This window comes from Atlantibacter hermannii, from assembly GCF_009907385.1.
GTDB lineage: Bacteria > Pseudomonadota > Gammaproteobacteria > Enterobacterales > Enterobacteriaceae > Atlantibacter > Atlantibacter hermannii_A.
The window spans coordinates 88,333-107,876 of record NZ_JAAATR010000033.1; the positions used below are offsets into that span (position 1 = coordinate 88,333).

Below are 19,544 nucleotides of genomic sequence, written 5' to 3' on the forward strand. Positions count from 1 at the left end.
ACCCTGTGTCTTCAATTTGGCAGCGTTATCGGCTGCATCCGATTAAACCGGCAACGGCAAGCGTTGCTCAATGATCCCGCCGCCGAGGCAGATTTCACCCTGATAAAACACCGCTGACTGGCCCGGCGTGACCGCCGCGACCGGTTCGTCGAAACGCACTTCGATGCGATCATCGTCCAGCGGGACGATAGTGCAGGGGATATCGGTCTGGCGGTAACGGGTTTTCACCGTGCAGCGCACGGTTTCGCGAACCGGCTCGCGGTCCACCCAGTGCAGTTGCTGGGCGATCAGGCCAACCGACATCAGACGCGGGTGGTCATGCCCCTGGGCGACGATCAGCATATTGTTGGCAACGTCTTTGTCCACCACGTACCACGGATCTTCGCTGCCTTCTTTGGTGCCGCCGATGCCTAAGCCTTTGCGCTGGCCCAGGGTGTGGTACATCAGCCCCTGATGTTCGCCAATCTCATCGCCATCGACGGTGATGATTTTACCCGGCTGGGCAGGAAGGTAGCGGCCTAAAAACTCGCGGAATTTGCGCTCGCCGATAAAACAGATGCCGGTAGAGTCTTTTTTCTTCGCGGTGATCAGATCGAGTTCTTCGGCGATGCGGCGCACTTCCGGTTTTTCCAGTTCCCCTATCGGGAACAGGCTCTGGGCGATTTGCTCGTGGCCCAGGGTGTACAGGAAGTAGCTCTGGTCTTTATTGCCGTCGACGCCGCGCAGCAAACGGCTTTTGCCGTCGATATCGGCGCGGCGTACATAGTGGCCGGTCGCGATGTAATCCGCGCCTAAATCTTCGGCAGCAAATTCCAGGAAGGCTTTAAATTTGATTTCTTTATTACACAGGATATCCGGGTTCGGCGTGCGGCCCGCTTTATATTCGGCGAGGAAGTGCTCGAACACGTTATCCCAGTATTCTGCGGCGAAATTCACGGTATGCAGCACAATGCCGAGCTTATCGCACACGGCCTGGGCATCCGCTAAATCGGCGGCTGCGGTGCAGTACTCCTCGCCGTCGTCCTCTTCCCAGTTCTTCATGAACAGGCCTTCTACGCGATAACCCTGCTTAAGCAGCAGGTAAGCAGAAACCGAGGAATCGACACCGCCGGACATCCCGACGATCACTTTTTTTGGGCTTTCAGACATGGAAGTACTCACGACAAAAATCTAAGGCGGCGTATTCTAGCACGCAGTTGCGCCTTAGGCATCCCTTGTAAACGGCCAGTTAAATTCGCCAACCACCTCAAGCGGGTAGCGTACCCCGGTTTGATAGCTGCGAATGCTTTCCGCCACCAGCGGCGAGCGCAGATGGGTGGCGCTGAGAATGTCTTCGGCGCTGACCCAGACGCAGCGTTCGATATCGCTGTCATGGGGGGTAGTGGGCAGTGGCTCATCCAGATCGATGGCGAACAGGAAACGCAGGAACGGCGTCTTGTCCGGGGCGATCCACTGATGCAGACGCACAAACGTCTGCGGCTGCGCGCTGATGCCGGTTTCTTCCCACAGCTCGCGCGCAGCGGCTTCAACCAGAGTTTCATCCACTTCCAGATGCCCGGCGGGCTGATTCCACGTCACCTTACCGTGAACCGTTTCCTCGACCACCAAAAACTTCCCCTGCGCCTGTACCACACAGGCGACCGTGACATGCGGTTTAAACATTCTGACTCCTTATCGCGTAACGGCGCGCCATTCGCCGCTGGCGAGGTTATCCAGTGTGTACTCGCCCATAGCATAGCGAATCAGGCGCAGAGTAGGGTGGCCGACGTGGGCGGTCATGCGTCGCACCTGGCGGTTACGGCCTTCATAAAGGGTGATTTTTAACCAGCTGGTGGGAATCGACTTGCGCTCGCGGATCGGCGGCGTGCGCGGCCACAGCCAGTCAGGCTCAGCGACGCGCTCTACGCCAGCGGGCAGCGTGGGCCCGTCGTTAAGCGTCACGCCGTGGCGCAGCGCGTCAATCGCGGCGGCTTCCGGTTCGCCCTCCACCTGCACATAGTAGATTTTCCCGGTGCGTTTGCCGGGCTGGGTGAGTTGCGCCTGGAGCGCGCCATCGTTGGTCAGCACCAGTAAGCCTTCGCTGTCGCGGTCAAGACGGCCTGCGGCATAGACGCCCTGCACCGGAATATAGTCCTTCAGCGTGGTGCGACCGGCTTCATCGGTAAACTGCGGTAGCACATCGTAAGGTTTGTTAAACAGGATCAGTTGCGTCGGCCCAGTGAATTTAGGTTTGCGTGGAGCCTTGCGCGGGCTGAATCGCTCAAGCTGGTGATTTCTAAAAGAAGTTTTTGGCATAGTGTTTTCAGACGAGACAGATTCACGCATTATAACGTAATCATAAGGGCATAGCATGGGACAAAACATTCAGGTAGTATTGACCCGCCTATTACAAATCATTAACAAAAATGCGTATCCACCCTGAGCGCTCGAAGGAGAGGTGAATGGAAAGCAAAGTAGTAGTTCCGGCTGAAGGTAAAAAGATCACGTTAGAAAACGGCAAACTGACTGTGCCGAACAATCCGGTAATCCCGTTCATTGAAGGTGACGGTATCGGTGTTGACGTGACCCCGGCGATGCTGAAAGTGGTTGATGCCGCTGTTGAGAAAGCCTACAAGGGCGAGCGAAAAATTTCCTGGATGGAAATCTACACGGGCGAGAAATCTACCCAGCTTTATGGCCAGGACGTGTGGTTGCCGAAAGAAACTCTCGATCTGATTCGTGAATACCGTGTGGCGATCAAAGGCCCGCTGACTACGCCGGTTGGCGGTGGCATCCGTTCTCTGAACGTGGCCCTGCGTCAGGAGCTGGATCTGTATGTGTGCCTGCGCCCGGTGCGTTACTACCAGGGCACCCCAAGCCCGGTGAAACACCCGGAACTGACCGATATGGTGATCTTCCGTGAAAACTCTGAAGACATCTACGCCGGTATCGAGTGGAAAGCCGACAGCGCTGAAGCCGATAAAGTCATCAAATTCCTGCGCGATGAAATGGGCGTGAAGAAAATTCGCTTCCCTGAGCATTGCGGCATTGGCATCAAGCCGTGCTCTGAAGAAGGCACCAAACGCCTGGTACGCGCGGCTATCGAGTACGCGATCACCAATGACCGTGAGTCTGTGACTCTGGTTCACAAAGGCAACATCATGAAGTTCACCGAAGGCGCGTTTAAAGACTGGGGCTACCAGCTGGCGCGTGAAGAGTTCGGCGGCGAACTGATCGACGGCGGCCCGTGGGTGAAAATCAAGAACCCGAACACCGGCAAAGACATTATCGTGAAAGACGTGATTGCCGATGCGTTCCTCCAGCAGATCCTGCTGCGTCCGGCTGAGTACGACGTGATTGCCTGTATGAACCTGAACGGCGACTATATTTCTGACGCCCTGGCAGCCCAGGTTGGCGGAATCGGTATCGCGCCGGGCGCCAACATCGGCGACGAGTGCGCATTGTTCGAAGCCACCCACGGCACCGCGCCGAAGTATGCAGGCCAGGACAAAGTGAACCCAGGCTCTATCATCCTGTCCGCTGAAATGATGCTGCGTCATATGGAATGGTTCGAAGCCGCAGACCTGATCGTTAAAGGCATGGAAGGCGCGATCAACGCCAAAACCGTGACTTACGATTTCGAACGTCTGATGGAAGGCGCTAAGCTGCTGAAATGTTCAGAGTTTGGCGACGCGATCATCGCAAACATGTAATCAGTTAACGCTGATGCGGATAAACGGGAGCCTGAGTGCTCCCGTTTTTTTAATCATCGCCTGCAATGGGATAACCCGCGCGACGTATCGCCTCTTTACAGTCGTTCACGCCTGCCGCGTAGCCTGCTTCGATTTCACATACCGGGCTGACGCTGCAAACGGGCAAACGGATCTGCGCCGATAGCTGCCCGGCCAGCATCGCAATCTGTCGCCTGGCCTGCAGCAGTTCTTGCGCCATATGGACACTCTCCTCCACCTGCACCGTATCTCCTGCCGCCAGGGCCGTTAATCGCTCTTGCGTTAAGTTATTCATTTCGGCCAACTTACTTGCGCATTATCATTGAGAGTAATCATAGCGGCGGAGTAGAGTGGTGGAGATACCACATAAGAGGGATAGCGATGGCGATTTATTTTTTCTTTTCAAAAGCGGGCAAGATCATTGCCGTTGAGCAATCTGCGGCTGCGGACTGGCTTAATCAGGGGTATCAAAAAGAATTTGAGGAGGTGGAAGCGGCAACGCCGCAAGCCGCGCTAAAACGTTTTCATGACATTCGTGGCGAACAAGATAAAAATTTATGGGCATTTGCCACGGGTCCGATATTTTTCGCTGCTATTGCACTGTTGGGTTATTTATTTTTTACATAAGTTAAATTTGCGATATTTAATAAATTCGCCTGTCGATTGCTTCCTGTTAAATATGTATTTAAGATGTATCTTATGAGTATTGAGGCAATAAAAGGACAGGCCTGTGAATATCGATAAAATGAAAAATCAGCACCACGAAATTATTGAAAAGATTGATCGGCTTCGCACGCTCAGTCGCGCTGGGGTGACTGAAAACGCTCAGGAAATCGCGCAAACCGTCGTAAGTATGAGCTCGATAATCAAAGTGCATTTATCGGCGGAAGACCAGCTCTTATACCCTTACCTGGAAAAGATTGCGGATCAAAAACTGAAAAGAATGAGCCTGACATTTCAGCGTGAAATGGCAGATATTGTCGGTGAGTATGAAATGTTTTCCCGGCGCTGGAATACAGCAAATAAAATTATCGGTCATGATGATGACTTTCGGCGTGACGCCAATACGGTGCTGCGCAAAGTGTATGAGCGTATGCAGCGTGAAAACGTTCAATTTTATCCACTGATTGAGCAAGTATGACCTTTGTTCTACCCACAAAACGGGAACCGCAGGCTCCCGTTTAATGGTTGGTTAAGCTCCGCAATACGGTGCGATTACTCGGCAACCAGCCACATATCCGATTCGTCGAACATCTCTTCCAGCATCCGGTTTAACTTTTCACGGTCATTTTTGCTGGCATCGCTGTTAAGCCCATTCGCCTGCATGGGTTTAACTCTGACTTGCGCATCAGGAAAAATTTTCTGCACGCGCCGCGTCAGCTCCGCGAGAATGATATCCTGCGCGCCAGGTAAGCCCGCCACATTGCGCTTGTCATATACCAGTTCGACGAACATAACTACCTCTGTATTACTGTGTGTTTGTACAGTATGTTAGCCGTTAAAACTGTGGGTTACAACAGGCCTGAGCGCAAAAAAACTGCGCCATAAATCGCAATCTTTTTACTGTTAACATTTCTGCAAAATATATGTGCACTTTTTTTAATTATGATTTCTTTAAGTGATTATGTGAAAATTTATCAAATCAATATAAGAATATATTTTGCCAGTAACTCATTATTAACTATGAAATATATTTTGTGCCAACCGAATATGAAAATTTCATTTAAGTGAATATTTTCAAAGCCTTTCGGTTAAATCCTAATTATGAATGCGAATGAAAAATACCACTAATGAATGGCTAGTGGGAAAGGATAAGCGGTGCTATTCTCGGATAATCACACAAGTCATAAGGGAATAAAAATGAACAGCGATAACAATTTTCCTGTATTTCCCGTCACCGGTTGGCAGGTTGGGCCAAAATCGGATCAAAACGTTTTGGTATTTAAAATTGGCTACTGCACGTCCTCCTACAATCTGAATGCCACGACCTTTGATTCGCCTTTTTTTTCAATGACGCCTTCCATGGCGAAAAGCCTGATTTACGATCTGCAACGCTATGTCGATCATTGTGAAGAGAACGAATTCCAAAAAATCGCTATTTAATCTGGTCCCTACGGGAAGACGCTAAGCTTCCCGTTTGCCTGTGTAATGCATCTTTTCAAGCCCACGCTACGCTTGCGCCTAATCCGAACGCCAACGTTTTGCTAACCAGAAATCTTTTTACCGCACAGCAAAAAAAACCGCCTGTGCTTATACTTATGGCAGGCGATGTCCTCAGGAGAATAAAAATGATTTGGATGGAAGAAGGGCTGTATGTGCGTATTCACGAGTTAGAAAATGGCCCGCGACCGTTTCCGCTGCAGAGTGGATTTAATGCCGAAACCGCCTACCGTGCCCTTGGATGCTTCAATGCGTCCGAATCGTCAGATGCATTTTATATTTTATCGAACGATCGCAATGAGATTTGGTTTATCTGTAACCGACATTTACGAACGGTCGCCATCAATAATGGCAGCAAAGACCTGCGCTATCCGCTGGAAAAGATCACTGCGCACTGAGCGTAATCCCCCACCGCCCGGCCTCACCGCCGGGCAAAAGCACTGAAAGATTAACTCGCTATTTCCATTAATACATCCGCCAGTACCCGTGCATGGTTCTGTGCAGTGTTTTTCGCGGCATACAGCAAGGTAATGTTTCCCTCACGGGCGCGCGCCGCCACTGCGTGCAATGCATCCTGTTGCGCCATTAATTCTTCGCGATACAGGCGGGTAAACTCGCTGAAATCGATAGTCTCGCTGTGAAAAGCTTTACGCAACGCGCTGGAGGGGGCCAGCGCTTTGTTCCATTCATCGTGCAGTAAATCACTTTTTTTGATTCCCCGGGGCCATAAACGATCCACCAGAATCCGGTAGCCGTCTTCCTTAAGCGCATCGTCATAAACGCGTTTACAGACAATCATGAAGTCTCCTTTTCCTGCTTATTGATCCGCTTCGCTAGTGCGGGGTAAACGACGCGTTGAAGGCTAAGTCTGGGATAAGTCTTGCGTCTCAGCCTGCCATTGCCGGTCATCAGTTTGATTCCATTGCGCTATTTTATGGCGCGTTGAGGAAAGGCACAATTCTGACAACTGCAATAAGTGGGTGTTGTAAAATCAATAAGCTATCTGTAATGTGAGGATCCTTGTGTAGTTCTCCTCCTCCTTGCACAGGATTTCTTATGGACACTTTCCCTCTTACCACCCCACTGCGCATCGCATTAGTTGGCGATTACAACGCGTCGGTTTTGGCGCATAAAGCAATTCCTTTAGCGATAGACGATGCCGCAGCCGTGCTGAATTTAGATGTCGATTACGACTGGCTGCACACCACAGAAGTGAAAAGCGGTGAAGACCTGGTGGGTTATAACGCGGTGTGGGTGGTGCCTGCCAGCCCGTATCAAAATGAAGACGGGGCGCTGGTAGCGATTCGTTACGCCCGGGAAAACAGCATCCCGTTTTTGGGCACCTGCGGCGGCTTCCAGCATGCCATTATCGAGTACGCGCGCAACGTGATGGGCTGGAGCGATGCGGCCCATGCGGAAACGACGCAGCAGGGAAGAATGGTTATCGCTCCGTTGGCCTGCTCGCTGGTGGAAAAAACCGACACTATTGAATTGCGTCCCAACACCCTGATTGCTAAGGCTTATGGCAAAACGGAGATTGTCGAAGGCTATCACTGCAATTACGGCGTATCGGATGCGTTTGCCCGGGCGCTGGCGGACCAGCCGCTGAAAGTCACCGGTTGGGATGAGGAGGGCGCCATCCGGGCCGTTGAGCTGGTGACGCATCCATTCTTTGTCGCGACGCTGTTTCAACATGAACGGGCATCGCTGGTCGGCAAACCCGCGCCGCTGGTGCAGGCGTTGCTGTTTGCCGCGAAACCGTAAATCAATGCGGGCTGATTTCACCTTTGCGGCCCGCCAGCCCGCCCGCCAGCGCCATCGCCAGGGAGATCAACGCGACCGCCAGCAGCGGGAGACCCCAACCGCCGGTCATATCGTGTATTTTCCCGATTCCCGGCGGTCCGCAGGCCGCCAGTAAATATCCCACCGATTGGGCCATGCCGGACAGCGCAGCGGCCTGATGTGCTGAACCCGATCGCAGGCCGATAAACGTCAGGCCCAGTATCATGGTCGCGCCCGACCCGAGGCCAAAAATCACGACCCACAGGCTGGCAAATCCCGGCATGAGCCACAGCCCAAGCGCGCTCAACGCGCAAAGTAACGAAACCAGCACCGCGATCCCTCGCTGGTCCTTCAACCGGTGCAGTAACAGCGGCACTAAAATCCCCGGCGCGGCAGTCGCCAGTTGCAGCAAGCCGTGCAGAGAACCGGCATGGGTTTCGTTGTAGCCGTGACTGATAAGTATCGACGGCAACCAGCCGATGATGACGTAATAGACCAGCGAATTCAGCCCTAAAAACAGCGTCACCTGCCAGGCCCGCGCCGATGTCCATAACGATTGCTGGCGCAGCGCGCCCGAGCCGGTCACGCTTGCCGTTACGCTGCGGCGACACTGCGGTAACCACACCAGCAGGGCGAACAGCGGGAAAACCATCACGCTCAACAGCGCGCCGCGCCAGCCAAAACCGGCATCGGCCACCGGCACCACCAGCGCGGAACCCAGCGCCGCTGCGGTGCCCATGGTTAACGACCAGGCACCCGTGAGCCGCGCCACCTGGCCGGGAAAATCGCGTTTAATCAGCCCCGGCAGCAGCACATTGCCCAGCGCAATGGCGCAGCCAATCAGCGCTGTGCCGCTGAACAGCCACACGCTGCCCTCCACGGAACGCAATGCGATGCCGAAGCACATCAGCAGCATCGCCCCCGCAAGGCTTCTCTCCATGCCGTAGCGCCGCGCGATGCCCGCCACCAGCGGCGAAACGACCGCAAACGCCAGCAGCGGCAGGGTGGTCAGAAGCCCGGTCTGGGTTGTGGTGAGGGAATAGCCGGCGCGTATCATATCCAGCAGCGGTGCCGCGCCGGTAAAACTGACGCGCAGGGTGGCGGCGATCGCTAACAGACCGCCAGTCATCAGCAGCATCTGGCCGCGTGATGGAGTAGAAATTGCCATAGTCATCTCATGGAGCCGGAGGGGGCGTAAAGATTAACGGGTATGCCGGGAGAATGAATCAAGCTAAAATGCCAATTAATCGCTAAATTCGGACAACATCATGGAGCAGCCTTTAAACCTCGATGGCTATCTTCCCGACGATCACGATGATGCCGCGGTGTCTTTTCACGTTCGCGTCACGGCCCACGAACAGGAAATCCCGCTGCACCATCATCGTAAAGGCCAGTTAATCCTGGCGCTGCACGGCGGCATTACCTGCGAAGTGGCGGAAGCGATGTGGATGGTTCCGCCGCAATACGCAGTCTGGATACCCGGCGCGATGCCGCATCATAATCGCGCAACGGCCAATGCCCGGCTGTGCTTTTTGTTTATCGAGCCTGGCGCGGTGGCGATGCCGGAACAGTGCTGCACGCTAAAGGTAACGCCGTTTGCCCGCGAACTGATCGTCAAACTGGCGGCGTGCCGTGAACGTAGCGCGCGACGCGATCGGCTGGTGCAGGTGCTGTTCGATGAACTGCCAGATCTGCCCGTGGAGCCGCTGCGGCTGCCGGTCTCCGCACACCCCAAGATCCGCACGATGGTAGATTTTATGGCCGCGCACCCTCAGCAAAACCGCACCCTCGCGCAGTGGGCCACGCTGTTAGCCATGAGCGAGCGTAATTTATCGCGCCTGATCGTCAGGGAAACCGGCCTGAATTACCGGCGCTGGCGGCAGCAACTTCAGCTCATTCAGGCGTTGCAGATGCTGGTGGATGGGATGAACGTGCAGCAAGTGGCCCAGGGGCTGGGCTATGACTCCACGACCGCGTTTATTACCATGTTCAAAAAGGGGCTGGGCCAGACCCCCGGACGCTATCTCGATGCGCTGTAGCGGCGCTACTGTTTACCGATCAGCAGCGACACCAGCCCGGCGGCAATCAGCGGGCCCACCGGCACGCCGCGGAACAAGGCCACGCCCAGCACCGTACCCACCAGCAGCCCGGCGACCAGCGTCGGCTGGCTGCTCATCAGCGTTACGCCGCGCCCGCCCAGCCAGGAGACAAAAACCCCCACCGCAATCGCCACCAGCGACTTCCAGTTGAGAAACGAGTGGAACAGGGTAGAGGGCGGCAGAGTGCCGCTGGCAATCGGGGCCATCACACCGATGGTTAAAATGATAATCCCGATGGTCAGGCCCTGTTTCTCAATCCACGGGAAGAACTGGTTTAGCGGGGTGATGCGTACAATAATCAACACCAGAATAGAGACCGCCACCGTGGTGTTATGGCTGACAAACCCCAGTGCGGCCAGCGCCAGCAGGATCAGCAACGTCATGTCGAACATCAAAAACTCCTTGCCAGAAAGTATCGGTACTACGCCGTTTTCATTGTTATGGAGGTGCCGTCATTCCTGACGGTGAAAATCAATCAGCGTCGGGGCGGCGATCCGCAAATAGTCCTGGGAATTCATGATGATCGAATGGGTGAGAAGCCCGGCATTAAAGGCGATTTCATCGAAGCGTTCGAACAACAGCGGGTCGGCCACCAGTTTGAGATCGGGATGGAAGCTAAATGGCGGGATGGCCCCAAATACACAACCGGTGAGCGTATCCACCTCCGCCGGACTGGCCAGCGAGGCCCGCAATCCGCCCAGCGCGACGGCAAGTTTGGTTAAGTCAGCCTGCTTATCTGCGGCGATGATGGCAAGTACGTGCTGGCGTATCCCGTTGCCTTTGACGTGGCACACCAGCGCTTTTGCCCCCTGGCCCAGCGCGGTGCCGCGAATTTCCGACACCGCCTCGCATTTGCCGACCGCCTCATGCTCCATGACCCGAAACGTTGCGTTTTGCTTATCCAGCAGGGCGACGAGCTGCTGGTGAACGGCATGGCCTGTGGTCTGTGACATCTTTCATCCTTAAGATATAAAACAGCCTCATAGTTGCGCAGTTTACGATACTGACGAGATGACGACTTTGCAACGCCGGAACCCATGAACTGACAAGAGAAATCTGATTATCCTGGTCAGTTCGGTCCCGCTTTGCCAGGCTTAGAGAGCACTTCTCAACAGGAGGAATAACCATGGGTTTATTTGATTTTGTCAAAGACGCGGGTGAGAAACTCTGGGACACCCTGAAAGGGGACGATCATGACCAGGGGAGCAAGGTTGAAGAACATCTTAAAAAGACCGGTGTGCCGGGGGCGGATAAAGTTAGCGTCAAAGTGGAAAACGGTAAGGCGGTGGTCAGCGGCGACGGCCTGACCCAGGAGCAGAAAGAGAAAATCCAGGTCGCGGTCGGTAACGTCAAAGGGATCGCCAGCGTGGAAAATAACGTCACGGCCAACGATGCCGCTGAAGAAGCCACCTATTACACGGTGAAATCCGGCGACACCCTGAGCGCCATTTCAAAACAGGTCTATGGCGACCCGAATAAGTACAACGCAATTTTTGAAGCCAACAAACCCATGTTGACGCACCCGGATAAAATTTATCCTGGCCAGGTGTTGATCATTCCGAAACAGTCCTGAGCAACGGACACAAAAAGCCCGGCAATGTTCGCCGGGCGATGAGTTTTATGCCAGTCAGGTTTCCGCGTTCTGCTTATGAAACAGTTCGCGGAACACCGGGTAAATATCATCCTGGTCGCGAATATGCTGCATGGCGAAATTATCAAATCGCGCCTGCAGATTTTCATATTCACGCCACAGCGTCTGGTGGGCGCGACGGGTGATTTCGATATAGCTGTAATACCGCACCACCGGCAAAATTTTCTTCGCCAGTATTTCATGGCACAGCGGAGAATCATCGGCCCAGTTATCGCCATCCGATGCCTGCGCGGCGTAGATGTTCCACTGCGCCGGGTCATAGCGTTCCTGAACCACTTCATCCATCAGCTTCAGGGCGCTGGAAACGATAGTGCCGCCGGTTTCCTGGGAGTAGAAGAACTCATGTTCATCCACTTCCTTCGCCTGGGTGTGGTGACGGATGTAGACCACCTCAACGTTTTTATAGGTCCGGCTGAGGAACAGATACAGCAGGATATAAAAGCGTTTTGCCATGTCTTTGGTTGCCTGGTCCATCGAGCCGGAGACGTCCATCAGACAGAACATCACCGCCTGGCTTGAGGGCTCAGGGCGTTTTTCATAATTCTTGTAACGTAAATCGAAAGTGTCGATAAACGGCACGCGTTCGATTTTGGCGCGCAGCTCGGCGATTTCACGGCGCAGCCGCTCCTCTTCCAGCAGTTGCGCCGGTTCGCTTTTGGCGACGATATCCAGACTCGCTTCCAGCTCATGCAACGCGCGCCGCTTGCCCGCGGTCATGGCAGTACGCCGCGCCAGCGAGTTTTGCAGCGAACGCACCACGCTGATATTGGCCGGAACGCCGTTGGCGGTATAACCCGCGCGGTGGGTTTTGTATTCATTAAGCTGCCGGTGCTGATTTTTCTTCAGGTTCGGCAGCGCCAGATCTTCAAACAGCAGGTCAAGATACTCATCTTTAGATATCTGGAACACAAATTCATCCTGGCCTTCGCCGTCCTGGCTCGCCTGGCCTTGCCCACTGCCGCCTCCACCGCCGCCGCCTTGCGGGCGCTCAATACGGTCGTTTTGCACAAAGTGGTCGTTGCCGGGATGCACGCGATGGCGCAGGCCGCCGCGCCCCTGATGAAACATCGGTTCGTTGATATCTTCCGTCGGGATGGAGACCGATTCGCCGCTCTCCACGTCGGTTACCGAACGCTTATTGATGGCCTCGGAAATCGACTGCTTGATTTGCGATTTATAACGGCGCAAGAAGCGCTGGCGGTTCACCGTGCTCTTGTTTTTGCCGTTCAGTCGCCGGTCAATGAAATAGGCCATATTTCCCCCAGACTGCATAGATGCCGCGCAGAAATGGCCGCAGGCGAACCTGCGGCATCAGCGTTATCGTTATGAGGATTTCCGTACCCGCAGATACCATTCGCACAGCAGGCGCACCTGTTTGCGGGTGTATCCTTTTTCCATCATGCGATCGACAAAATCGTCGTGCTTTTTCTGCTCGTCGGTTGAAGTCTTGGCGTTAAACGAAATGACCGGCAGCAGCTCCTCGGTATTCGAGAACATTTTCTTCTCGATGACGGTGCGCAGCTTCTCGTAACTGGTCCAGTTCGGGTTGCGGCCGCTGTTATGCGCCCGGGCGCGCAGCACGAAGTTGACGATTTCGTTACGGAAATCTTTCGGGTTGCTGATGCCCGCCGGTTTTTCAATTTTCTCCAGTTCCGCGTTCAGGGATTCGCGGTCAAACAGCTGGCCGGTATCCGGGTCGCGGTACTCCTGATCCTGGATCCAGAAATCGGCGTAGGTGACATAACGGTCGAAAATGTTCTGCCCGTACTCCGAGTAGGATTCCAGATACGCGGTCTGGATCTCTTTACCGATGAACTCCGCGTATTTCGGGATCAGATAGCCTTTCAGGTGCTCAAGATAGCGTTCCGCCTGATCCTGCGGGAACTGCTCGCGCTCGATTTGCTGCTCCAGCACATAGAACAAGTGAACCGGGTTGGCCGCCACTTCCGCGTGGTCGAAGTTGAACACGCGGGAGAGGATCTTAAATGCGAAACGCGTCGACAGGCCGTTCATCCCCTCGTCCACGCCCGCGTAGTCGCGGTATTCCTGATAGGACTTGGCTTTCGGGTCGGTATCTTTGAGGCTTTCCCCGTCGTACACGCGCATTTTCGAGTAGATGCTGGAATTTTCCGGCTCTTTCAGGCGCGAGAGGATCGAGAAGCGGGCCAGGGTTTCCAGGGTGCCCGGCGCGCACGGCGCGTGGGTCAGCTCACTGTGGTTAAGCAGTTTTTCGTAAATCTTGATCTCTTCGGAGATCCGTAAGCAATAAGGCACTTTGACGATGTACACACGGTCAAGGAACGCCTCGTTATTTTTGTTGTTACGGAACTGCACCCATTCCGATTCGTTGGAGTGCGCCAGAATGATGCCGTTGAACGGCAGGGCGGAAATGCCTTCGGTGCCGTTATAGTTGCCTTCCTGGGTGGCGGTCAGCAGCGGATGAAGCACCTTAATCGGCGCTTTAAACATTTCGACGAATTCCATGATGCCCTGGTTGGCGCGGCACAGTGCGCCGGAATAACCGTAGGCGTCCGGATCGTTTTGCGCGTGGTGCTCCAGCTTACGGATATCCACTTTACCCACCAGCGCGGAGATGTCCTGGTTGTTTTCATCGCCCGGTTCGGTTTTAGCGATGGCGATTTGCGCCAGGATCGACGGCCACACTTTCACCACTTTAAATTTGGTAATGTCGCCGCCAAATTCATGCAGTCGTTTAGCCGCCCACGGCGACATAATGGTGCCGAGATAACGGTTCGGGATGCCGTATTCTTTTTCCAGAATCTGGGCATCTTCACGCGGGTTGAACAGGCACAGTGGATGATCGTTAACCGGGCTGCGTTCGCCATTGGCGCTCAGCACATAAATCGGCACGCGCTGCATCAGAGACTTCAGGCGCTCGGCCAGTGAAGATTTACCGCCGCCCACCGGCCCCAGCAGATAGAGAATCTGTTTCTTCTCTTCCAGCCCCTGGGCCGCATGTTTTAAATAAGAGACGATCTGCTCTATGGCTTCTTCCATACCATAGAACTCTTCAAATGCCGGATAACGGGATATCACCCGATTCGAAAAGAGACGGGAAAGCCGAGGCTCCTGGGCAGTGTCCACCATCACTGGCTCACCAATGGCCGTCAATAGCCGTTCTGCCGCGTTAGCATAGGCACTGCGATCCTGCTTACATACAGCAAGAAACTCCTGCAGTGTGAACTCTTCGTCCTTGGCAGCTTCATAACGCTGGCGATAGTGATCGAATATATTCATGGCATGCCGTCCTTTCGTTTTTTAGCACAGGATAAGGGCCGTTCATATGAATAGTAGAGGCCCCCGGAAGACATTTCTGATACAGCAACCCTTATGCCAACTCTTGCGTTAACGCGCGTTGCACTGCGCTACTGCGGTCAGGGTATTTGCCTTCTCAAAATTAAGCGTAGATGGCATTTAGAAAACTTGCTGAAGCAAATTGCGAATTTCAATGACATATCAATCACTCATCCTTAATTTCCCGATTTTTACAAAAGGCGATTGTTGGCCTGTCATTACCTCGCCATAAAAATGCAAACCCGGCGTCATGATGGCGCGCCAGGGTAAAGGGTTTGCTTTGTAAGACTTAAGTAAAAAATTTGGGGTGAGGATTAAAGACGGTTACACTTCGTGGCGCTGATTATTTGATTAAGGAAGAAATGGACTGTGACCAAATTCAAACTTCTTGCATTGGGAATGGCGTTGGCCTCTGCTGCATCGGTTGTTCACGCCGAAGGGCCCTGGACGCTGGGCGCGGGTGCGGGCTATGTGGAAGGCCCGTATAAGCAATACGACAACAATGTCTTACCGATCCCGGTGATCGGCTATGAAGGCGAAAATGTCTGGGTCCGTGCATTGGGCGCTGGTTATTACCTGTGGAACGACGAATCCGACAAGCTGTCGGTGATGGCGTATTACTCTCCGCAGTATTTCAAACCTAAAAACAGCGACAATAACCAGCTGCGCCAGCTTGATAAACGTAAAGCGACGCTGATGGCCGGTCTTTCTTACGTGCACCACACCCAATATGGCTTCCTGCGTACCGCGCTGACCGGTGACACCCTGGATAACAGCAACGGCGTGCTGTGGGATCTGGCATGGCTGTACCGCTACACCAATGGGGCACTGACCCTGACGCCGGGCATCGGCGCGCAGTGGGCCAGCGACAACCATAATGAATACTACTACGGCGTCAGCAAGTCTGAATCGCGCCGCAGCGGGCTGAAAACCTACGATCCGGACAGCAGCTGGAACCCGTACCTGGAACTGACGGTGAATTACAAACTCACCGACAGCTGGAATGTGTACGGCACCGGTCGCTATACCCGCCTGGACAGCGAAGTCACCGACAGCCCGATGGTTGGGCAAAACTGGAGCGGTGTGTTCTCTACCGGGATCACCTACAGTTTTTAAAGGTGTAATTCGTGCATTTCTACGGGGCGCTTGCGCCCCGTTTGTTTTACTGTGGCGCAAATCTGTTTAAGGAGGAAACCATGGCTAATCTTACGCACTTTTTTTCTCACTCCACGCCGTTGGCGGCAATCGGGCAGGGCACCTGGTATATGGGCGAAAACCCCGCCCAGCGCCGTCAGGAAGTCGCTGCACTCCAGCGGGGCATCGACCTGGGGCTGACGCTGATCGACACGGCGGAAATGTACGCGGAAGGCGGCGCGGAAAAAGTGGTCGGCGAGGCGATTCGCGGCAGGCGTGATGAAGTTTATCTGGTATCGAAAGTCTATCCGTGGAATGCCGGCGGGCAGAAAGCCCAGGCCGCCTGCGAGGCCAGCCTGAAACGGCTCGGCACCGATTATCTCGACCTGTATCTGCTGCACTGGCGCGGCAATATTCCCTTTGAAGACACCATCGCCGCGATGGAATCGCTGATGGCGCAGGGCAAGATTGGCCGCTGGGGCGTATCGAATCTGGACGCTGACGATATGCAAACCCTGTGGACGCTGCAAGGCGGCAAAGAGTGCGCCACCAATCAGGTGCTGTACCACCTCGGTTCCCGGGGAATTGAATACGATTTGCTGCCGTGGTGCGCCGAACGCCATATGCCGGTAATGGCTTACTGCCCGCTGGCCCAGGCCGGACGGCTGCGTGACGACCTGATGAATAACCCGGTCGTGAACGCCATTGCCCGTGATAAAGGCGTGACTGCCGCGCAGGTGCTGCTGGCATGGGTGATCCGCCGTCCTGGCATACTCGCCATTCCAAAAGCCGCCACGATTAAACATGTAGAAGAAAACGCCGCCGCGCTGGATGTGAAATTAACCGCGCAGGATATCGAACAACTGGATGGCGCGTTTCCGCCGCCGGGCAGGAAAATGCCGCTAGATGTGGTGTAACGCCGCTCCCCTTACCGCCGGGCAAGGGGAGGGCGTTTAACTTACGCTTTTTTGGCGACGCGCAGGGATTGCGCCAGGCGAGACGGTTTCTCTTCGCTGGCTTTCTGGGCTGCGGTTGCGCAGGCGGTTTCAACGCATACAAACGTTTTGTAACCGTCGTCCGGCATATCTGCCATGGCTTTAGACAGCGCCGGGCCCGGGTTCCAGCCCACCACGTTGCAATGGTGATGATGGATCACGTCAATAGTGCGTTTCAGCGCGCCGTCGTGGATCACGCTGCACGCTTCCGGGTTCAGGTATACGCGGTCGGTACGATCCGGGAAAGTTTGCTCGCCATCTGCCAGCACGCCTTCTTTGGCATCGTTCACTTTATCAATGTAGCGATCGCCCAGGCCGCTCACTTTCACTGCACTGATATCGCCAACGTTGAAGTAGGTGTGCAGTGCAGAGTACGTTTCAAATTCGCCGTGCGCTTCCAGTTCCATCTCACAGGTTGCGCCCAGCTTAAAGCGCGCGTACAGGGTGAAGTCGTGCGGCCAGTACTGTTTAGAGACGTCGCTGCTCTTCAGTTCAAAGGTGACCACTATGCCGTTGTCATCTTCGTTATGGGCCTGCAGCATCCAGGGCAGGTTACGGGCGAAGCCGTGGGAAGGCAGATCTTTTTGCGCCGCCGGGCCAAACCACGGCCAGCAAATCGGCACACCGCCGCGGATGGCTACCCCTTTGCTGAACGGCGTGTTGTCGCTTAACCACAACACTTCGTCTTCGCCGGCCGGTTTCCAGGAGAGCAGATGCGCGCCCTGTAAAGTCAGCGATGCGCGGACTTCAGGATGGTCGATCACCACAACATCCAGCTCGTCCATCTTGCGCAGCGAAATCGCTGGCGTAATTTGCTCTACTACCGGCAGTGCGAAAATACGATTTATCATGTCCATCATCCTCTGTTCAGACCAAAAAAAAGGGCGACCATCGTCGCCCTCTCAGGATCAATCGTTCATCTCAACTTACTTAGAGATGTGAGCGATCAGGTCCAGTACTTTATTGGAGTAGCCAGTTTCGTTGTCGTACCAGGAAACCAGTTTCACGAAGTTGTCGTTCAGTGCGATACCTGCTTTAGCATCGAACACGGAGGTGCACACTTCGCCGTTGAAATCGGTAGATACCACGTCGTCTTCGGTGTAGCCCAGAACGCCTTTCATTTCGCCTTCAGAAGCGGCTTTGATGGCTTTCTTAATGTCTTCGTAAGAAGCGGCTTTTTCCAGACGAACGGTCAGGTCAACAACGGATACGTTCGGAGTCGGAACGCGGAACGCCATACCAGTCAGTTTGCCGTTCAGTTCCGGCAGTACTTTACCTACAGCTTTAGCCGCACCGGTAGAGGACGGGATGATGTTCTGAGCTGCGCCACGGCCGCCGCGCCAGTCTTTGTGAGACGGGCCGTCAACGGTTTTCTGGGTCGCGGTGGTCGCGTGAACGGTGGTCATCAGGCCTTCGATAATGCCGAAGTTGTCGTTGATAACTTTAGCCAGCGGAGCCAGGCAGTTGGTGGTGCAGGATGCGTTGGAAACGATGTCCTGGCCTGCGTATTTTTCAAAGTTAGCCCCTTTAACGAACATCGGGGTGTCATCTTTGGACGGGCCAGTCAGAACCACTTTTTTCGCGCCAGCGGTGATGTGTTTACGTGCGGTTTCGTCGGTCAGGAAGATACCGGTTGCTTCAGCAACAACGTCAACACCCACTTCGTTCCATTTCAGGTTAGCCGGATCTTTTTCAGCGGTAACACGGATTTTTTTGCCGTTAACGACCAGGTGACCGTCTTTCACTTCAACGGTGCCGTCGAAACGACCGTGAGTGGAGTCATATTTCAGCATGTAAGCCATGTACTCAGCGTCTAACAGATCGTTGATTGCAACGATTTCGATGTCAGAACGAGTTTGAGCAGCACGGAAAACAATGCGACCGATACGGCCAAAACCGTTGATACCTACTTTGATAGTCATATATTCCACCAGCTATTTGTTAGTGAATAAAAGGTTGGTTGTAAAATTACAAAAACCTTACGCAGCGTCAAGCGGAATCGTGTCAATCATTGCGACAAATCAATCTGCTGAACAACCTTTGCGCGAATAACACGTCAAACATTTCCTTTTGTGCTGCCATCCCACATGGGGACGCTGCGGGACATTTTAAAGAACAGCGAGATCAAAATTGTGATGTGAATCACAAACAACCCGCTGCCGTTTACCTGGCACTAAGTTTAGATCAAAAGTTAGCACCGTACTGTTAATGTTTTGTTAGAATCTGGCAGATAATGTGATCTGTCTAACCCTGCCGAGATGTGAACTTATGGCTAACAACAACTCCCCGGAAGATCTGAAGAAAACGCTGACTGACGTTCAGTTTTACGTTACTCAGCAACATGGCACCGAAGCGCCATTTACCGGGCGTTTGCTGCATAATAAACGCGAAGGCGTTTACCATTGCTTGGTATGCGATGCGGCGCTGTTTAACTCGCAAACCAAATATGATTCGGGCTGTGGCTGGCCGAGCTTTTTCGAACCGGTGAGCGAAAACGCGATCCGCTATTTGAATGATTACTCACACGGTATGCAGCGCACAGAAATCCGCTGCGGCAACTGTGATGCGCATTTAGGCCACGTTTTCCCGGACGGCCCGAAGCCCACCGGTGAGCGATATTGCGTGAATTCCGCCTCGCTGAGCTTCACCGATGATGAGAACGGCGCACAAACAAAGGGCTGAAAAATCGATTCAGCAA

At 54.0% G+C, this 19,544-nt stretch carries 24 protein-coding genes; 11 read left to right on the forward strand and 13 right to left on the reverse strand.

From position 1 onward, the window contains the following. Nucleotides 1-42: 42 nt before the first annotated feature. The 3 genes from mnmA to rluE are packed head-to-tail and all read right to left on the reverse strand — an operon-like array spanning nt 43 to nt 2,325. A complete protein-coding gene (gene mnmA, locus GV764_RS09990; protein ID WP_161660020.1) occupies nt 43-1,149 on the reverse strand; it encodes a tRNA 2-thiouridine(34) synthase MnmA in 1,107 nt (368 codons plus the stop codon). 54 nt (nt 1,150-1,203) lie between these two features. After that, complete coding sequence (locus GV764_RS09995; RefSeq protein ID WP_161660021.1) at nt 1,204-1,662, reverse strand: NUDIX hydrolase; 459 nt, start codon at nt 1,660-1,662, stop codon at nt 1,204-1,206. Nucleotides 1,663-1,671: 9 nt separating this feature from the next. Further along, complete coding sequence (gene rluE / locus GV764_RS10000) at nt 1,672-2,325, reverse strand: 23S rRNA pseudouridine(2457) synthase RluE (protein WP_161660022.1); 654 nt, start codon at nt 2,323-2,325, stop codon at nt 1,672-1,674. A gap of 116 nt (nt 2,326-2,441) precedes the next feature. Here rluE and icd point away from each other — a divergent pair, with 116 nt between their 5' ends. Then, a complete protein-coding gene (gene icd / locus GV764_RS10005) occupies nt 2,442-3,692 on the forward strand; it encodes an NADP-dependent isocitrate dehydrogenase (protein ID WP_161660023.1) in 1,251 nt (416 codons plus the stop codon). A gap of 49 nt (nt 3,693-3,741) precedes the next feature. Here icd and GV764_RS10010 read toward each other — a convergent pair whose 3' ends face one another. Further along, entirely contained in the window at nt 3,742-4,005 is a 264-nt protein-coding gene (locus tag GV764_RS10010; protein WP_161660024.1) for a hypothetical protein, read from the reverse strand. 86 nt (nt 4,006-4,091) lie between these two features. On the opposite strand from GV764_RS10010, the gene GV764_RS10015 reads away from it, so the two are divergent. Continuing rightward, nucleotides 4,092-4,337: a hypothetical protein gene (locus GV764_RS10015; RefSeq protein WP_161660025.1), complete on the forward strand. Its 246-nt coding sequence runs from the start codon at nt 4,092-4,094 to the stop codon at nt 4,335-4,337. Nucleotides 4,338-4,440: 103 nt separating this feature from the next. Next, entirely contained in the window at nt 4,441-4,851 is a 411-nt protein-coding gene (locus GV764_RS10020; RefSeq protein ID WP_161660026.1) for a hemerythrin domain-containing protein, read from the forward strand. Nucleotides 4,852-4,925: 74 nt separating this feature from the next. Here GV764_RS10020 and GV764_RS10025 read toward each other — a convergent pair whose 3' ends face one another. Further along, nucleotides 4,926-5,165, reverse strand: a complete 240-nt coding sequence (locus tag GV764_RS10025) for a DinI family protein (protein ID WP_161660027.1) — start codon at nt 5,163-5,165, stop codon at nt 4,926-4,928. Between the two features lie 405 nt (nt 5,166-5,570). Here GV764_RS10025 and GV764_RS10030 point away from each other — a divergent pair, with 405 nt between their 5' ends. Together GV764_RS10030 and GV764_RS10035 are read left to right on the forward strand one after the other, a co-directional pair. Beyond that, entirely contained in the window at nt 5,571-5,813 is a 243-nt protein-coding gene (locus tag GV764_RS10030) for a hypothetical protein (RefSeq protein ID WP_161660028.1), read from the forward strand. A 185-nt stretch (nt 5,814-5,998) separates the two neighbouring features. Continuing rightward, the gene (locus GV764_RS10035) at nt 5,999-6,268 is read left to right on the forward strand and encodes a hypothetical protein (RefSeq protein ID WP_161660029.1); all 270 of its coding nucleotides are present in this window, start codon (nt 5,999-6,001) and stop codon (nt 6,266-6,268) included. A 50-nt stretch (nt 6,269-6,318) separates the two neighbouring features. Here GV764_RS10035 and GV764_RS10040 read toward each other — a convergent pair whose 3' ends face one another. Continuing rightward, entirely contained in the window at nt 6,319-6,669 is a 351-nt protein-coding gene (locus GV764_RS10040; protein ID WP_161660030.1) for a DUF488 family protein, N3 subclade, read from the reverse strand. A gap of 257 nt (nt 6,670-6,926) precedes the next feature. Here GV764_RS10040 and GV764_RS10045 point away from each other — a divergent pair, with 257 nt between their 5' ends. Continuing rightward, the gene (locus GV764_RS10045; RefSeq protein ID WP_161660031.1) at nt 6,927-7,634 is read left to right on the forward strand and encodes a CTP synthase C-terminal region-related (seleno)protein; all 708 of its coding nucleotides are present in this window, start codon (nt 6,927-6,929) and stop codon (nt 7,632-7,634) included. Nucleotide 7,635: 1 nt separating this feature from the next. On the opposite strand, the gene GV764_RS10050 is transcribed toward GV764_RS10045, so the two are convergent. Continuing rightward, on the reverse strand, nt 7,636-8,826 hold the full coding sequence (locus GV764_RS10050) for an MFS transporter (RefSeq protein ID WP_161660032.1): 1,191 nt from the start codon (nt 8,824-8,826) through the stop codon (nt 7,636-7,638). A 94-nt stretch (nt 8,827-8,920) separates the two neighbouring features. Here GV764_RS10050 and GV764_RS10055 point away from each other — a divergent pair, with 94 nt between their 5' ends. Further along, complete coding sequence (locus GV764_RS10055) at nt 8,921-9,691, forward strand: helix-turn-helix domain-containing protein (protein WP_161660033.1); 771 nt, start codon at nt 8,921-8,923, stop codon at nt 9,689-9,691. Between the two features lie 5 nt (nt 9,692-9,696). On the opposite strand, the gene GV764_RS10060 is transcribed toward GV764_RS10055, so the two are convergent. Continuing rightward, nucleotides 9,697-10,143 carry a DUF441 domain-containing protein gene (locus GV764_RS10060; RefSeq protein WP_161660034.1) on the reverse strand — a complete coding sequence of 149 codons (447 nt, stop codon included), beginning with the start codon at nt 10,141-10,143 and terminating at the stop codon, nt 9,697-9,699. Between the two features lie 60 nt (nt 10,144-10,203). Beyond that, entirely contained in the window at nt 10,204-10,704 is a 501-nt protein-coding gene (locus GV764_RS10065) for a YbaK/prolyl-tRNA synthetase associated domain-containing protein (RefSeq protein ID WP_161660035.1), read from the reverse strand. Nucleotides 10,705-10,877: 173 nt separating this feature from the next. Between GV764_RS10065 and lysM the strand changes: the two genes are divergently transcribed. Next, nucleotides 10,878-11,324, forward strand: a complete 447-nt coding sequence (gene lysM / locus GV764_RS10070; RefSeq protein WP_161660036.1) for a peptidoglycan-binding protein LysM — start codon at nt 10,878-10,880, stop codon at nt 11,322-11,324. A 54-nt stretch (nt 11,325-11,378) separates the two neighbouring features. Here lysM and GV764_RS10075 read toward each other — a convergent pair whose 3' ends face one another. Continuing rightward, nucleotides 11,379-12,674, reverse strand: a complete 1,296-nt coding sequence (locus tag GV764_RS10075) for a YeaH/YhbH family protein (protein ID WP_161660037.1) — start codon at nt 12,672-12,674, stop codon at nt 11,379-11,381. A 51-nt stretch (nt 12,675-12,725) separates the two neighbouring features. Beyond that, a complete protein-coding gene (gene yeaG / locus GV764_RS10080) occupies nt 12,726-14,660 on the reverse strand; it encodes a protein kinase YeaG (protein ID WP_125292012.1) in 1,935 nt (644 codons plus the stop codon). 426 nt (nt 14,661-15,086) lie between these two features. On the opposite strand from yeaG, the gene GV764_RS10085 reads away from it, so the two are divergent. Both GV764_RS10085 and GV764_RS10090 read left to right on the forward strand, forming a co-directional pair. Continuing rightward, a complete protein-coding gene (locus GV764_RS10085) occupies nt 15,087-15,833 on the forward strand; it encodes a MipA/OmpV family protein (protein WP_161660038.1) in 747 nt (248 codons plus the stop codon). 80 nt (nt 15,834-15,913) lie between these two features. Continuing rightward, nucleotides 15,914-16,768, forward strand: coding sequence for an aldo/keto reductase (locus tag GV764_RS10090; RefSeq protein ID WP_161660039.1), 855 nt, complete (start codon nt 15,914-15,916; stop codon nt 16,766-16,768). 41 nt (nt 16,769-16,809) lie between these two features. On the opposite strand, the gene GV764_RS10095 is transcribed toward GV764_RS10090, so the two are convergent. Together GV764_RS10095 and gapA are read right to left on the reverse strand one after the other, a co-directional pair. Continuing rightward, nucleotides 16,810-17,697 (reverse strand): D-hexose-6-phosphate mutarotase, encoded by an 888-nt coding sequence (locus tag GV764_RS10095; RefSeq protein WP_161660040.1) that lies wholly within the window; start codon nt 17,695-17,697, stop codon nt 16,810-16,812. A gap of 75 nt (nt 17,698-17,772) precedes the next feature. Continuing rightward, nucleotides 17,773-18,768 carry a glyceraldehyde-3-phosphate dehydrogenase gene (gapA, locus tag GV764_RS10100; RefSeq protein WP_161660041.1) on the reverse strand — a complete coding sequence of 332 codons (996 nt, stop codon included), beginning with the start codon at nt 18,766-18,768 and terminating at the stop codon, nt 17,773-17,775. A gap of 346 nt (nt 18,769-19,114) precedes the next feature. Here gapA and msrB point away from each other — a divergent pair, with 346 nt between their 5' ends. Then, nucleotides 19,115-19,528: a peptide-methionine (R)-S-oxide reductase MsrB gene (gene msrB, locus GV764_RS10105; protein ID WP_125292023.1), complete on the forward strand. Its 414-nt coding sequence runs from the start codon at nt 19,115-19,117 to the stop codon at nt 19,526-19,528. Nucleotides 19,529-19,544 lie beyond the last annotated feature (16 nt).